The sequence below is a fragment of the Nocardiopsis sp. TSRI0078 genome, assembly GCF_001905145.1.
Lineage (GTDB): Bacteria > Actinomycetota > Actinomycetes > Streptosporangiales > Streptosporangiaceae > Nocardiopsis.
Genome location: NZ_LWLB01000033.1, coordinates 13,849 through 27,911 on the forward strand (window position 1 = coordinate 13,849; position 14,063 = coordinate 27,911).

Annotated in this window: 16 protein-coding genes; 5 read left to right on the forward strand and 11 right to left on the reverse strand. The window is 71.5% G+C overall.

Annotated elements, in window-relative coordinates; translation table 11 throughout:
* Window positions 1–114 precede the first annotated feature (114 nt).
* From A6A08_RS19260 to A6A08_RS19270, 3 genes are read left to right on the forward strand one after another with little or no spacing between them, the layout of a single operon-like run.
* A complete protein-coding gene (locus A6A08_RS19260) occupies window positions 115–771 on the forward strand; it encodes a succinate dehydrogenase cytochrome b subunit (protein ID WP_073704025.1) in 657 nt (218 codons plus the stop codon).
* Entirely contained in the window at window positions 772–2,718 is a 1,947-nt protein-coding gene (locus A6A08_RS19265) for a fumarate reductase/succinate dehydrogenase flavoprotein subunit (protein WP_073704026.1), read from the forward strand.
* Window positions 2,715–3,461, forward strand: a complete 747-nt coding sequence (locus tag A6A08_RS19270) for a succinate dehydrogenase/fumarate reductase iron-sulfur subunit (protein WP_073704027.1) — start codon at window positions 2,715–2,717, stop codon at window positions 3,459–3,461. Before A6A08_RS19265 ends, A6A08_RS19270 begins: the two co-directional genes overlap by 4 nt.
* 70 nt (window positions 3,462–3,531) lie before the next feature.
* On the opposite strand, the gene A6A08_RS19275 is transcribed toward A6A08_RS19270, so the two are convergent.
* The 10 genes from A6A08_RS19275 to A6A08_RS19320 form a co-directional block, all read right to left on the reverse strand.
* The gene (locus A6A08_RS19275; RefSeq protein ID WP_073704028.1) at window positions 3,532–3,918 is read right to left on the reverse strand and encodes a type II toxin-antitoxin system death-on-curing family toxin; all 387 of its coding nucleotides are present in this window, start codon (window positions 3,916–3,918) and stop codon (window positions 3,532–3,534) included.
* On the reverse strand, window positions 3,915–4,115 hold the full coding sequence (locus A6A08_RS19280; RefSeq protein WP_073704029.1) for an Arc family DNA-binding protein: 201 nt from the start codon (window positions 4,113–4,115) through the stop codon (window positions 3,915–3,917). Before A6A08_RS19280 ends, A6A08_RS19275 begins: the two co-directional genes overlap by 4 nt.
* A 66-nt stretch (window positions 4,116–4,181) precedes the next feature.
* The gene (locus A6A08_RS19285; RefSeq protein WP_073704030.1) at window positions 4,182–4,514 is read right to left on the reverse strand and encodes a PRC-barrel domain-containing protein; all 333 of its coding nucleotides are present in this window, start codon (window positions 4,512–4,514) and stop codon (window positions 4,182–4,184) included.
* The gene (locus A6A08_RS19290) at window positions 4,511–4,900 is read right to left on the reverse strand and encodes a hypothetical protein (protein ID WP_073704031.1); all 390 of its coding nucleotides are present in this window, start codon (window positions 4,898–4,900) and stop codon (window positions 4,511–4,513) included. Before A6A08_RS19290 ends, A6A08_RS19285 begins: the two co-directional genes overlap by 4 nt.
* A gap of 1 nt (window position 4,901) precedes the next feature.
* Window positions 4,902–6,131 (reverse strand): NRAMP family divalent metal transporter, encoded by a 1,230-nt coding sequence (locus A6A08_RS19295; protein WP_073704032.1) that lies wholly within the window; start codon window positions 6,129–6,131, stop codon window positions 4,902–4,904.
* A complete protein-coding gene (locus A6A08_RS19300; RefSeq protein ID WP_242422733.1) occupies window positions 6,128–6,580 on the reverse strand; it encodes a hypothetical protein in 453 nt (150 codons plus the stop codon). Before A6A08_RS19300 ends, A6A08_RS19295 begins: the two co-directional genes overlap by 4 nt.
* Before the next feature lie 276 nt (window positions 6,581–6,856).
* Complete coding sequence (locus tag A6A08_RS19305; RefSeq protein ID WP_073704034.1) at window positions 6,857–7,492, reverse strand: GNAT family N-acetyltransferase; 636 nt, start codon at window positions 7,490–7,492, stop codon at window positions 6,857–6,859.
* 52 nt (window positions 7,493–7,544) lie between these two features.
* Window positions 7,545–8,312 (reverse strand): TrmH family RNA methyltransferase, encoded by a 768-nt coding sequence (locus tag A6A08_RS19310; RefSeq protein WP_073704035.1) that lies wholly within the window; start codon window positions 8,310–8,312, stop codon window positions 7,545–7,547.
* 126 nt (window positions 8,313–8,438) lie between these two features.
* Window positions 8,439–8,825 carry a DUF3054 domain-containing protein gene (locus A6A08_RS19315; RefSeq protein WP_073704036.1) on the reverse strand — a complete coding sequence of 129 codons (387 nt, stop codon included), beginning with the start codon at window positions 8,823–8,825 and terminating at the stop codon, window positions 8,439–8,441.
* A 100-nt stretch (window positions 8,826–8,925) separates the two neighbouring features.
* Window positions 8,926–11,124 (reverse strand): S9 family peptidase, encoded by a 2,199-nt coding sequence (locus A6A08_RS19320; RefSeq protein WP_073704037.1) that lies wholly within the window; start codon window positions 11,122–11,124, stop codon window positions 8,926–8,928.
* Window positions 11,125–11,280: 156 nt separating this feature from the next.
* Here A6A08_RS19320 and mshB point away from each other — a divergent pair, with 156 nt between their 5' ends.
* Entirely contained in the window at window positions 11,281–12,147 is an 867-nt protein-coding gene (gene mshB / locus A6A08_RS19325) for an N-acetyl-1-D-myo-inositol-2-amino-2-deoxy-alpha-D-glucopyranoside deacetylase (RefSeq protein WP_199866986.1), read from the forward strand.
* Window positions 12,148–12,185: 38 nt separating this feature from the next.
* Window positions 12,186–12,680, forward strand: coding sequence for a hypothetical protein (locus tag A6A08_RS19330; RefSeq protein ID WP_199866987.1), 495 nt, complete (start codon window positions 12,186–12,188; stop codon window positions 12,678–12,680).
* A gap of 182 nt (window positions 12,681–12,862) precedes the next feature.
* Here A6A08_RS19330 and A6A08_RS19335 read toward each other — a convergent pair whose 3' ends face one another.
* Entirely contained in the window at window positions 12,863–13,909 is a 1,047-nt protein-coding gene (locus A6A08_RS19335; protein ID WP_073704039.1) for a site-2 protease family protein, read from the reverse strand.
* Window positions 13,910–14,063: the final 154 nt, after the last annotated feature.

Below are 14,063 nucleotides of genomic sequence, written 5' to 3' on the forward strand. Positions count from 1 at the left end.
TATCGACGCCAGCGTCGTGATGACTTGGACGTCAGACTTAACCCGAATTTAAAGTGGCAGGCTGTGGCGAACAGTACCTTGACCAAGAAGCGGTCTACGGCCTACGGGTCCACGGTGGCGCTCAAGGCAGCGATGGCGATCACCGGGGCGATCCTCGTGCTGTATTTGATCGCGCACATGTACGGCAACCTCAAGATCTTCTCGGGTCAGGAGGCCTTCGACGGCTATGCCCACAGCCTCCGCGAGCTGGGCTACCCGATGCTGCCCGAGGGCGGATTCCTCTGGATCTTCCGACTCGTCCTGCTGGCGAGCGTCCTGATCCACATCTACGCGGCGGTGACGCTGTGGGCCCGTGCCCGCAGGGCGCGCCCCGCGGCGCAGCGCTACAAGGTGAACAAGCGGGTGGCCCGCAGCTACTCGTCCTACACCATGCGCTACGGCGGCGTGCTCGTCGCGCTCTTCGTGGTCTTCCACATCCTGCACCTGACCACGAACCACATCGCTCCCGGCGGTCGGTCCGACAGCCCCTACGAGCGGCTCGTGAACGGGTTCCAGCCCGAGTTCTGGTACGTGACCCTGTTCTACGTCCTGTCCGTGATCGCTGTGGGCCTGCACCTGCGGCACGGCATCTGGAGCGCCCTGGCGACCCTCGGTGCCAACATGTCGCGGCGGCAGGGCACGCTCAACGCCGTCGCCCTGGGTATCGCGCTGATCGTGACCGTGGGCTTCCTGCTTCCGCCTCTGGCGGTCACCTTTGGACTGGTGAGTTAATTGTCTGAGTACGACTTCTTCATCGAGGGCGACCCGATCCGGGACGAGAAGGCCCCCGAGGGCCCGATCAACGAGCGCTGGGACAAGCGCCGCTTCTCGGCCAAGCTGGTCAACCCCGCGAACCGGCGCAAGCTCTCGGTGATCATCGTCGGCACCGGCCTGGCCGGCGCCTCCGCGGCCGCGACCCTGGGCGAGGCGGGCTACAACGTCACCTCGTTCTGCTACCAGGACAGCCCGCGCCGCGCGCACTCCATCGCGGCGCAGGGCGGCATCAACGCCGCCAAGAACTACCGCAACGACGGCGACAGCATCTACCGGCTGTTCTACGACACCGTCAAGGGCGGCGACTTCCGCTCCCGCGAGTCGAACGTCTACCGCCTGGCCCAGACCAGTGTCGAGATCATCGACCAGTGCGTCGCCCAGGGCGTGCCCTTCGCCCGCGAGTACGGCGGCCTGCTCGACAACCGCTCCTTCGGCGGCGTGCAGGTCTCCCGCACCTTCTACGCGCGCGGCCAGACGGGCCAGCAGCTGCTCATCGGCGCCTACCAGGCCCTGGAGCGCCAGGTCGCCGCGGGCACCGTCCAGATGAACACCCGCCACGAGATGCTGGAAGTCATCGTCGTGGACGGCAAGGCGCGCGGCGTCATCGTCCGCGACATGGTCACCGGTGAGATCGAGACGCACTTCGCCGACGCCGTGGTGCTGGCCACCGGCGGCTACGGCAACGTGTTCTTCCTGTCGACCAACGCGATGGGCTCGAACGTCACCGCGACCTGGCGCGCGCACCGCAAGGGCGCGCTCTTCGCCAACCCGTGCTACACGCAGATCCACCCGACCTGCATCCCGGTCAGCGGCGACTACCAGTCCAAGCTGACCCTGATGAGCGAGTCGCTGCGCAACGACGGCCGCATCTGGGTCCCCAAGAAGCACGGGGACACCCGCGACCCGCGCCAGATCCCCGAGGACGAGCGCGACTACTACCTGGAGCGCATCTACCCGGCCTTCGGCAACCTGGTGCCGCGCGACATCGCCTCCCGCGCCGCCAAGAACGTCTGCGACGAGGGCCGCGGCGTCGGCACCAGCGGCCTGGGCGTGTACCTGGACTTCGCCGACGCCATCGGGCGCATGGGGCAGGAGGCCGTCGAGGCCAAGTACGGCAACCTGTTCGACATGTACCAGCGCATCACCGGCGAGAACCCCTACGAGGTTCCGATGCGCATCTACCCGGCCGTGCACTACACCATGGGCGGGCTGTGGGTCGACTACGACCTGCAGAGCTCCATCCCGGGCCTGTTCGTGACCGGTGAGGCCAACTTCTCCGACCACGGCGCCAACCGCCTGGGTGCCAGCGCGCTGATGCAGGGTCTGGCGGACGGCTACTTCGTCCTGCCGAACACCATCAACGACTACCTGGCCGACGGCCCGTTCGAGGCGCTCGACGAGTCGCACCCGGAGGCCGTGGCGGCCAAGGAGCAGGTCACCTCCCGCATCGACAAGCTGCTCTCCATCCAGGGCTCCCGCACCGTCGACTCCTTCCACAAGGAGCTCGGCCACATCATGTGGGAGTACTGCGGCATGGAGCGCAACGAGGAGGGCCTGACCAAGGCCATCGAGCGCATCCGCGAACTGCGCGCCGAGTTCTGGCGCGACGTCAAGGTGCTCGGTACCAACGAGGAGCTCAACCAGGCTCTGGAGAAGGCCAACCGCGTGGCCGACTTCCTGGAGCTGGGCGAGCTCATGTGCATCGACGCCCTGCACCGCCGCGAGTCCTGCGGCGGCCACTTCCGCTCCGAGAGCCAGACCGAGGACGGCGAGGCGCTGCGCCACGACGACGAGTTCGCCTACGTCGCGGCATGGGAGTTCGGCGGCGAGGACAGCAAGCCCGTGCTCCACAAGGAAGCCCTGGAGTACGAGTACGTCGAGATGAAGCAGCGGAGCTACAAGTGAACATCACCCTGCGCGTATGGCGTCAGAAGGGGCCGGACGACGAGGGCCGGCTGGCCACCTACAAGCTCACCGACGTCTCCCCGGACATGTCGTTCCTGGAGATGCTCGACGTCCTCAATGAGAAGCTCACGCTGGAGAACGAGGAGCCGGTCGCGTTCGACCACGACTGCCGTGAGGGCATCTGCGGTGCCTGCGGCGTCGTGATCGACGGCGAGGCCCACGGCCCCGAGCGCACCACGACCTGCCAGCTGCACATGCGCAGCTTCAAGGACGGCGACACCATCACGGTGGAGCCGTGGCGGGCCCAGGCGTTCCCGGTCGTGAAGGACCTGGTTGTGAACCGCAGCGCGTTCGACCGCATCATCCAGGCGGGGGGCTACATCAGCGCCCCGACGGGTACCGCGCCGGACGCCCACGCCAACCCGGTCCCGAAGCCGGACGCGGACCGCGCGTTCGACGCCGCGACCTGCATCGGCTGCGGCGCGTGCGTGGCGGCCTGCCCGAACGCCTCCAGCATGCTGTTCACCGCCGCGAAGGTCACCCACCTGGGCATGCTCCCGCAGGGGCAGCCCGAACGGGCCTCGCGCGTGGTGAAGATGATCAACCAGCAGGACGAGGAGGACTTCGGCGGCTGCACCAACATCGGTGAGTGCGCCGCGGTCTGCCCGGTGGGCATCCCGCTGGACACGATCTCGCAGCTCAACCGCGACCTGCTGGGCTCGCTCAGCAAGGGTGTCGGCTAGTCCGACGGCCCGTGTCGCACGGGGCCGTACTCCCTCGGGAGTGCGGCCCCTCGCCGTCTTTCGGGGCCGGTCACTCCGCGGTCGGCATGAGTCTTCTGAGCCGCTCGGCGATCTCGGGGACGTCCACCAGGTCGCCGGTGGTGACGGCGATGACCAGGTCGTAGGCGGCGTCCTGGTCGGGACTGCCCACCTTCTGGCCGTTGAGGCGAAGGAACACCTTGGCGCTGGTCCAGGCCAGTCTCTTGTTCCCGTCCGACAGGGGATGGCCGATGAGGATCGACTGCATGAGGGCGGCGGATTTCTGCCACGGGTCCGGATAGGCGTCATCACCGAAGGCGGTGGTCCGCGGGCGCAGTAGTGCCGCGTGGAGCTGGCCGATGTCCCTCATCGTCACATACGGGGGAAGGGTCGCGTCGATGATCGCGGAGATGTCGGCCTTCGTGAGGTAACGCGTCACTCGGCCAGCCTCGCCAGCAGTTCGGCGTCCTCTTCGGCGATCTCCAGGGCGTACTGACGCACCTTCTCGGTCTGACGGCGCGCGATGAAGTCCTTGAGGGCGATGACGGCTTCGGTGTTGACGCTGTTGCCGTCCTCCTCGGCGATCTCCTTGATCTGGGCATGTACGTCGTCGGGCAGGCGCAGATGCATGTTCATACCAGGATGGTACCTAAACTTGATATCCGTAGTAGGTACCAACAAAGATCTGGATGATGGTGCTCCTCAGTCCTCGCGGGCGCGCCAGTGCCGGGGCAGGGAACTGTGCTCGACGCCGATCACGACGGCCTCCCCGTCCAGGCGCTCGATGTCCTCCCACTCCACGTAGCGCTCGTGGCGGCGCATCCAGCCCAGGACGTGCCGCCACGGGGTCGGCGGATCCAGCGTGCCCTCGTAGCCGAAGCGGCCCGCGAGCGCGGAGCGGCCCAGGACCAGGCCCAGGACGGTGTAGGCGTCCCCGTCGCGCCGCACGACGACGTCCCGGACCGTTCCGGTCCTCTGCCCGGAGCCGTCCACGACGTGGCGGCCGATCAGTTCGCTGGCCTGGAACGTACTCATCGCCGTGCCCCCGGGATACGGCCGATGAAGTTCCGGCGCAGCCAGTTCTCCAGGGTACGGCTCCCCTCAGGGACGGGCGTGGACAGCCGGGTGGTGGGGGAGAACGCCTCGACGTCGTTCACCGGGATCCGCACGGGTTCGTGCTCTGAGGGCCGCAGCCTGTTCAGCATCGTTCGCCACAGCCTTCCCAGGGGGCCCGTGAGCCTCGGGCCCAGGGCGGCGGAGTCGGTGAGCAGCGCGGTCATGGTCGGCGGACCTCCCTCTTCCCAGGAGAACTCGACGTCGTCGGTCTTGCCCACGTACTGGCCGTCGCGGTCCACGATCTGGCGGTCCAGCACGGTGAAGCCGATCCGGAACACGTCCCCGTGCGCCTGGTCCCTCGACATCTCACTGCCCCGCTTTCGTGTAGACCATCAAGGGGAGGGCGGCGACCGACACCACGACCAGGAGCACCAGGTAGACCGACCCCAGGATGTTAGTGAACCGTGAGTTGACCCGGTCGCCGAGGTAGCCGCGGTCGTTGGCGACCACGAAGATCGGCAGGTAGGTGAGCGGCAGCGCCGCCGCCGACAGTACGAGGCTGTACTCGGTGACCTTGATCGGGTTGATCCCGGTCAGCATGAAGAGGACTCCCACCAGGAGGCTCAGCAGGAGGACGGTCTGGAAGGACGCGGTCCGGGACGGGGAGACGGACTCGCCCCACGACCAGCCGAGGTACTGGGCCACGCTGTAACCCGCGGCCAGCCCCGACTCCAGCGCGGCGCCGAAGGTGGCCGCGAAGAAGCCCACGATCACCACGACCAGGCCTAGCCTTCCCAGCGCCGACACGACCGGGAGCGCGACCTGGTCCAGGTCCGTCACCTGGACCTCGGCGGGCATGAGGAACACCGCCGCGCAGGCCATGATGGCCAGGGCGAGGAGGAGGCCCAGCGAGAAGCCGAAGAAGATGTTGACCCGGGCCGTGCCCAGGTCCTTGGCCGTCCACTCCTCCTCGACACCGCTGGAGGAGAAGAACAGGACTGTGTAGGGGGTCATCGCCGAGCCGAACAGCGCGATCGCGTAGTACCACCAGACCGACCAGTCCTCGTCGGGCGGCGGGGCGAGGGTGGTCGCGCTGGCGAGGAGCCCGCTCCAGTCGGGGCTCAGACGCCACAGGGCCACGCCGAACACGACGAGGGCGAGGCCGAGCAGGCCGTAGGACTTCTCCATCCACTCGAACGGCATCCGCCACAGGACGATCCAGACCAGGACCCCGGCCACCGGGACCCACAGCAGGTAGTGGACGCCGCTGGCCAGTTCGAACGCGAGCGCGATACCGCCCATCTGTGCCGACAGGACCAGCAGGGTGATGAAGTAGGACGCCAGCAGGTTGGCGAGTCCGGCCCGGGCGCCGAGGCGCTCACGGACCAGGTCGAAGGTGGCCCGGCCGCTGACCGCGGTGACGCGCGCCGACATCTCGGTGAACAGCATCAGCCCGATGATGCCCACGGGGAGCACCCAGGCCAGCGACATCCCGAAGCGGGAGCCGACGATGGAGTTGGCGACCAGGTCGCCGATGTCCAGGCACCCGCCGATGGCGGTGAGCAGGCCCAGGGTGAAGGCCGTGACCCACTTCACCGGAGGTCCTTCCGGACCTCGGTCAGGCCGGAGGCGGTCTCCCGGAGGGACTCGGCCGCCTTTTCCCGCCCGGCGCGGTCGCCCCGCCGGATGGCGATGCGCAGGTCGGACAAGCCGCTGGTGGCGGCGCTGGTGAGGCCGGTCATCCTCTCGCGCAGCCCGTCGCAGCGCGGCGTGGGCGGTTGGAGGACCCCGAAGGTGTCGGCGATGGAGCGGGCGGCCCCCTCCGCGTTGCCGACGCTGACGTCGAGGTAGGGCTGGAACGCCTTCTCGTCCTCGGCCAGTTCCGCGACCAGCACGCCCGTGCGGACGACCGCCAGCAGGTCCACGGCGCTCTGCCGGGCGTCGTGGCGGTAGGCCTCCGCGGTCAGGGCCGGAGCGGTGCAGGCGGTGGCCGCCAGCGCGAGGGCGGCCAGAACCCCCGCCAGGGCGGCGCGAGCGCCCCGCACGGGCCGGAGGGTCCGCGCTCCCCGGAAGCGTCCTGGCCGTGGCGGCTCGCTACCGTTCATGGCTCAGGACCCTAGTCACGTGGCTGTCCGTGACATTCTCCATACGCGAAGTGTCTGAATTTCGGTGGTCACCGGGAACACCGGGCTCAGGAGGCGGTCGGGCGGGTCACGCGCCGTGTCTCCTTCTCCGTCACGGGAGGTCCGGACCACCGCCCATGGCGGAACGCGCGGACGCCGCGGGCGGGGTGCCGTCCGGGAGGAGGGGGAGGAGCGGACTCAGGACGGGTCACGCAGCAGGAAGTAGGTGGTCCCCGCGTCCGGGCTCTGCGCCTCGCGGACCACCTGGAAGCCGAACCGCTCGTAGAAGCCGACGGTCTTGTCGTTGAGCGTGTGGGTGAACACCGGGAGCCGCTCGGAGTCCGCACGGTCCAGCCCGCGGGAGAGCAGCCCGCCCCCGATCCCGGTGCCGGTGACCGCGGGGTCCACGCCCAGCGCGGCCAGGTACAGGTGGGGTTCCTGGGGCGCGGCCAGCTTCCACTCGGCGAACACGCGCACGAACGCGGCCAGCCGGGAGCGGCCGATCAGGGTCGCCCAGTGCGGCCAGGTGCGCAGCGACACCAATTGGCCCTCGGGGTTGGCGGTGGGCGGTGCCCACAGCGCCGCGCCGCGCACCACCGGCGCGTCCTCGGTCTCGTCCCGGGCCTCGGTGACCCGGGTGTCGCCGGAGGGGACGTAGCCAAAGCCCGCGGTCAGGGCGAAGAAGCGGCGGGTCCTGGCCACCCGCAGCTCGTCGTCGGGGAACAGCCAGTGGAAGAACGGGTCCTCCTGCGCCGCTCTGCTCAGGACGCGTGCGATACCGGCCACGTCGTCGATCGTGGCGGGGCGGGCTGCTGCTGTGACGATCGAACTCATCCCTGGTTCTCTCCGGGTCGGGGCCTTTCGCCCATGGTAGATCACGGAACTGTCACGACGGTGCGGTGGTGGGCTCCGGAGCGGTGGAGGCGGCGGAGGTGCCATCCGGGACCGGCTGGTCGAACACGTGCGCGCGCACCCAGGCGTGCATGGCGATCGCCGCGGCGGCCCCCGCGTTGATCGACCGGGTGGAGCCGAACTGGGAGATCGACAGCACCGCCCGGCACACCCGCCGTACCTCCTCGGACAGGCCGGGGCCCTCCTGGCCGAACACCAGGACCGCGTCCCGGGGCAGGGGATAGGTCTCCAGCGGTACCGCGCCGGGCAGGTTGTCGATCCCGATCAGCGGCAGCCCGCGCTCGTCCGCCCACGCCACCAGCGCCTCGGTGCCGGGGTGGTGGTGGACGTGCTGGTAGCGGTCGGTCACCATCGCGCCGCGCTTGTTCCAGCGGCGGCGGCCCACGATGTGCACGGCCGCGCACCCGAACGCGTTGGCGGTGCGCACGACCGAGCCGATGTTGAAGTCGTGCGACCAGTTCTCCACGGCGACGTGGAAGGGGTGGCGCACGGTGTCGAGGTCGGCCACGATCGCCTCGCGCCGCCAGTACCGGTAGCGGTCCACGACGTTGCGGCGGTCGCCCCCGGCCAGGAGTCCGGGGTCGTAGTGGTCGCCCTCGGGCCAGGGGCCGACCCACGGGCCCACGCCCACCTCGCGTGCCTCGTCCTCGCCGTCCGCCGGCGCACGGGAGGCGGGCCCGTCCCCCGTGCCGGACGGGGCGGGAGACGGGGCGGCGGACCAGGGTGCGGGATGCTCGTTCATCCGTTCCAGCTTACGAACGTCCCGGGGCGGGACCTCACGAGGTGGTCCCGTACACCGCGCCGGCGGTGGCGGCGGCCGTGGAGGGCGTGCTCCCCGCGTCGGGCGCTCCGCCTCCGGCCCCTCCCGTCAGGGCCGGTGCCGCCGCGTCCGTGCGGTCAGGAGGCGGGCCGCCGCGCGCCAGCCGAGCATGGTCGCGGCCAGGAACAGGGAGGTGACCAGGACGAAGCCGAGCGGGGCGCCCTCACCGGTGAGCAGGCGCAGCACCATCCCCCCGGCCACGGTCACGGCCCACACGAACACACCGGTCGGCCAGACCCGGGCGGGGGCGGTCCAGGCGAGGGTGACCACCCAGCCCAGGGCCGTTCCGGCGGCGAACGGCCACGCGGTCGAGACGATCGGTGCCAGCGCCGTGCCGGTCCCGTGGTCGGCCCTGCCGATCACGACGAAGGCGAGCACGCAGGCCAGGTCGGCCAGCAGGGAGGCGAGGGCGCGTGAGGCCGTGGAGGAACGCATGCGGCCAGGTTACGCGTGGTCCCCCTCGTCCTCCCGGCGGGTCGTGGCGGTGTCCCGGATCCGGTGCCGTGCGCGGGGGCGCGCACGGCACCGGTGGGTCCTACACCTCGACCCGGAGGCCCTCCTTGAGGAACTCCACCTGGAGCAGCACCAGGTTCTCCGCGACCGTCGGGTCCGAGGGCGAGTGCGTCACCCCCGACAGCGGCAGCACCGTGTGCGGACGGCCCGCCGCCATCAGCGCCGACGACATCCGCTGCGTGTGCGCGAACGCCACGTTGTCGTCCGCAAGCCCGTGGATCATCATCAGCGGCCGCTCCAGCTTGGCCGCCTCCGCCAGCAGCGAGCTGCGCTCGTAGGCGCCGGGCCGCTCCGCGGGGGTGCCCAGGTACCGCTCGGTGTAGTGGGTGTCGTACAGCGTCCAGTCGATGACCGGAGCGCCCGCCACAGCCGCGTGGAACACGTCCGGGCGGCGCAGCACCGCCAGCGCCGACAGGTACCCGCCGAACGACCAGCCGTGGATGCCCACCCGGGACAGGTCCAGGCAGTCGAACCGCTCCGCCGCGTCCTCCAGCGCCGCCACCTGGTCCTCCAGGACCGGACCCGCCAGGTCGAGGTGGATGCTCTGCTCCCACTCCACCCCGATGCCGGGGGTGCCGCGGCCGTCCGCGATGAGCACCGCGAACCCCTGCTCGGCGTACCACTGGGCGGTCAGGTACGCGCCGCGCGCGTTCAGCACCCGCTGAGCGTGCGGACCGCCGTAGGGCGCCACCAGCACCGGAAGCGGGCGCTGGTCCCCGTGGTACCAGGACGGCAGCACCAGCGCGGACGGGATCCGCCGCTCGCCGGCGCGCCAGAACTCCACGCGCGGCTCCGGCAGGTCCGGGACCTCGGCGAGGCTCTCGATCTCGGTGCAGGACCGGCGCGTCTCGGTGCCGGCGCCGCGCAGCACCATCGTGCGCACACCCGTGAACTCCATCGACCGGTGCTGTACCACCAGGGTGTCGCCGCGCAGTCGCCCCGAGCGCACCCCGCTGTGCGCGCCCGAGTCCGCGGCCCTCGTGCACCCGTGCCCGGGGACCTCCACCGGCGCGGACAGGCCCGTGTCCAGCTCGACCAGCCACAGCGACACGTCCCCGGGGCTTCCCGCGGGCGAGCCCGAGTACAGGACCCGGTCGCCGTCCACGTCCACCACGCCGCGCACGTACACGTCGGCGGGGCTGACCGGGCGGTCCCCCACGTGGACCCGGCGCTCACCGCCGGCCTCCCGGCCGATCCACACCAGTTCGCCCGAACCGGTGTGGGCGGGCACGCCCGGCATCAGCTCGACCCACACGTCGTCGGTCTCGGTGCGCACCCGCGCGACCAGGCCCGTGGCCGGGTCGGCGCTGAACAGGTCCAGCGTGCGCTGGTCGCGGCTCTGCGCGGTGAACACCAGGGTCGGCGTGCCGTCGGGTCCGGTGGTCCAGCCGACCGTCGCCAGGTAGGGCAGGGCCTCGCGGTCCCACTCCACCCAGACGGGTCCGGGCCGCTCCCCCGTGTTCCGGCCGACCGGGAACACGGCCAGGCGCACGTCCGCGTTGGTCCCGCCGGCGGGCGGGTAGCGCAGGGAGGCCGGCTCCTGGTCGGGGCGGCCGGGGTCGGACACGTACCAGGTGTTCACGTCGGACTCGTCCACGCGCGCGGCGGCGAGGGAGGAGCCGTCCGGGGCCCACCAGAAGCCCCGGTAGCGGCCCATCTCCTCGGCGGCCACCAGCTCGGCCAGGCCCCACGTGACGTGGGGGCCGTCCGGTTCGGCGACCACCCGGTCGCCGTGGCCGGGCTCGGCGCCGGAGACGTCGATGACGCGTACGGCACCGCCGCTGACGTAGGCGACCCGGTCGCCCGCCGGACTGATCCTCGGATCCACGACGGGGGTGGTGGCGGGCAGTTCGCGGGGCGTGGTGTCGTCACCGACGAGGTCCACGTAGAACAGCCGTCCGGACAGGGTGAACACGGCGCGGGTGAACGCCTCGTCCACCGTGTACGACACGATGCCGCCGCCGCTCTCGCGCAGCCTCTCGCGGCGGGCCCGCTCCTCGGGGGGAAGGTCCTCGTCGTCGGCGCCCAGGGTCCTGGGGTCGGCGATCACCGTGGCGGTCCCCGATCCCTCCGTCTCGTGGATCCACAGGCAGGTGGCCGTGTCCACCCCGTCGCGTCCCCGGAGGAAGGCGACGCGGCGTCCGTCCGGCGAGATCTCGAACGCGCGCGGAACACCGGTCGTGAAGCGTTGGGTGCGGGCCTGTTGGCGAGGAAAGCTCATAAGCAGATTGTGTCCCATCGCCGCGGGCACCGGGGCGCGTCACCCGCACCAGGACGCGGGATCGGCCGGAGGAGGCGGACGGGGCGCCCTCCCTTTCCGGGGCGGTTCGCGCGATGCGGGAGGTGCCGCGCGTACGCGGCCGGTATCGTTCCCCACGTGACTGACAGGCGACTGATGATGGTGCACGCGCACCCGGACGACGAGAGCATCGTCACCGGTGCCACCCTGGCCAAGTACGCGGCGGAGGGAGCGGGCGTCACCCTGGTGACCTGCACGCTGGGGGAGGAGGGGGAGGTCATCCCGCCGGACCTCGCGCACCTGGCCTCCGACCGCGAGGACACCCTCGGCGAGTACCGGATCGGCGAGCTCGACAAGGCCTGCCTCGCCCTGGGCGTGCGCGACCACCGCTTCCTGGGCGGCCCGGGCCGCTACCGGGACTCGGGGATGATGGGCGCGCCCGGCAACGACCACCCGAGGGCCTTCTGGGGCGCGGACGTGGAGGAGGCCGCCGCACGGCTGGCGGAGATCGTCCGCGAGGTCCGCCCGCACGTGCTGGTCAGCTACGACGAGCACGGCGGCTACGGGCACCCCGACCACGTCCAGGCCCACCGGATCACCCGCCGGGCCTTCACCCGGGCCGCGGACCGCTCCGTGCCCGGCACGCCCTGGCAGGTACGCAAGCTCTACGCCATCGCCCAGCCGGTCTCGCGCATCGAGGAGTCCATCGCGCGGCTCAACGAGGAGGCGGGACCCTTCACTCCGCCCGCGCGGGTGTCCGACATCGCCCGGGGCACCCCCGACACGGCGGTGACCACCCGTGTGGACGCCACCGGCCACTGGGCGGCCAAGGCGCTGGCGATGCGCTCCCACGCCACCCAGATCACGGTGGAGGGCGAGCGCTTCGCGCTGTCCAACGGCATCGCGCAGGAGATCGACGCCGTCGAGTACTTCACCCTGCTGAGGGGCCCGACACCGCGCACCCACCGCGGGGAGTACGAGACCGACCTGTTCGCGGGGCTGTGACCGCGGCCGGTGGGACGGACCGTCTACCCTCGTCTACCGTGACCACACCTGAGACCGCACCGTCCCCGGAGGGCGAGACCTCCCGGGGGATCCTGTCCCCGGCACTGACCGCGGCCACCCTCGTGGTCCTGCTGCCGCTCGGCGCCGCGGTGGGGCTGTTCTCCGTCACCGGCGCGGGCTGGCTGACCCTCTACTGGGCGGCGGGACCGTGGGCCCGGACCCTGGCGGTCGTGGGACTGCTGGCCTTCCTGGCGCTGCTGTACGCCGCCTGCCGCCTGTGCGCGTGGGGCGGCCGCCGCCCCTCCGCGTCGGTGGCCTTCGCGGTCGGCTTCCTGGCCTCGGTGGTCGCCGTGGTCGGCTACATGCCGGGCGGGGACCTGCTGCTCACCAACCACATCATGCACAACGCCTACCTGTTCGGGGCGATGCTGGTGCTGGTGTTCGCGGTCATCCACAGCGGGGTCTTCGCCTTCCTGACCGAACCGCGGCCCGTGGCGCCCCCGGGCTACCGGAGCATGCGCTCCCCGGAGTAGGCGCCGTGTTCCTTCGGGGCCCCGCTCCGCCCCGTGTCCGGGCGCCCCGAAGGCGGGAACCCTCGGCGCCTCCGGGCGGGTTCACTCGTCCCTCATGAACCCGCCTACGGCACCTCCGGAACCCCGCTGGCACCCGAACGGTGCTTGCTCCGGGGCTCCGCTCCGCTTCGCCCGGCTCCCCGTCAGACCCAGAACTGCAGGAGCAGCTCGCCGTAGAAGGCGATCCCGGCGAACACCGGGTTGGGCAGGACCAGGTCGAACAGGGCGTAGACCAGGTTCACCAGGGCGTCGTTGAGGCCCGGGAACCACAGGACCGCGAACACGGCGACCGATCCGAACAGCGCGTTGGCGCGCGCGGTCCGGATCCACGGGCTCCGTGCCCGGGCGGCCAGCACCTCGAAGCCGTCCAGGCCCGGGACCGGCAGCAGGTTGACCAGGGCGGTGGTCAGGTTCGCGAAGCACAGGAGCGCCATCGCCGAGATCGCCCAGTTGGTGGTGTCGTTGCCCGGGGGCACCAGGACCGACACGGCGGCGGCGAGGGCGGCGGCCAGCAGGAGGCTGGCCAGGGGTCCGGCGAGCGCCACCAGCGCGCGGCGGCCCCGGGACGGGATCCGCGCCCAGTCCACGTAGGTGGGCGGGCCGGTCAGGCCGAAGGCGCCGAGGCAGAGGTAGACCGAGGGCAGGACCAGGCCGGCGAAGGCCTGCCGGTAGGCGAACGGGTTCAGGCGCAGGTAGGCGCTGCCGCGCAGGGACCGGTCGCCCGCCAGGTAGGCGGCCAGCGCGTGCGCGAACTCGTGCACGGCCAGGGAGGCGATCCAGCCGAGCAGGATGAGCAGCGGCGGGATCAGCGGGGTGACGTTCGTGCCGTCGGCGGCCCAGTCCAGTTCGACGGCCTGCCACGACAGCCAGCCCGCGAAGCCGGTCAGGCCCAGCAGCAGGACGAACACCGGGCTGGGCAGGAAGTCGGCCCAGCTCCCGGACGGAGCGCGGCCGGAGTCCCCGCCGGGGTCCCCGTCCACGCCGTCCGCGGAGGGCTCCCCGTCCGGTTGCACCGCGCCCCCCGCCTCCGCTCCGGTCCCGGAGGCGCCGTCGTCGGCGCTCCCCAGGTTCGGACGGTTGAGGGCGTCCTCGGGCATCTGCTCCCACGGGTCGGATCCGACCGCCCCGGCCTGTTCGGGCTCGGGCACGTCGGTCGTCTCCGCCTGCTGCGACGGCTCGGGCGTGGGCATGGTGCTCCTGCTGCTCGCGGGTGGTCCGCGTCCAGATTAGGCCCTGCGGAGCACCTCTCCGCAGCGGGTGCCCCGCGGGGCCCGTGCCGTGTCCGCCGGTCCGCGCCCGACGCTCCCGCCCGCCGCCGGGCCCGGCGGCGGACGGCCGGACCGG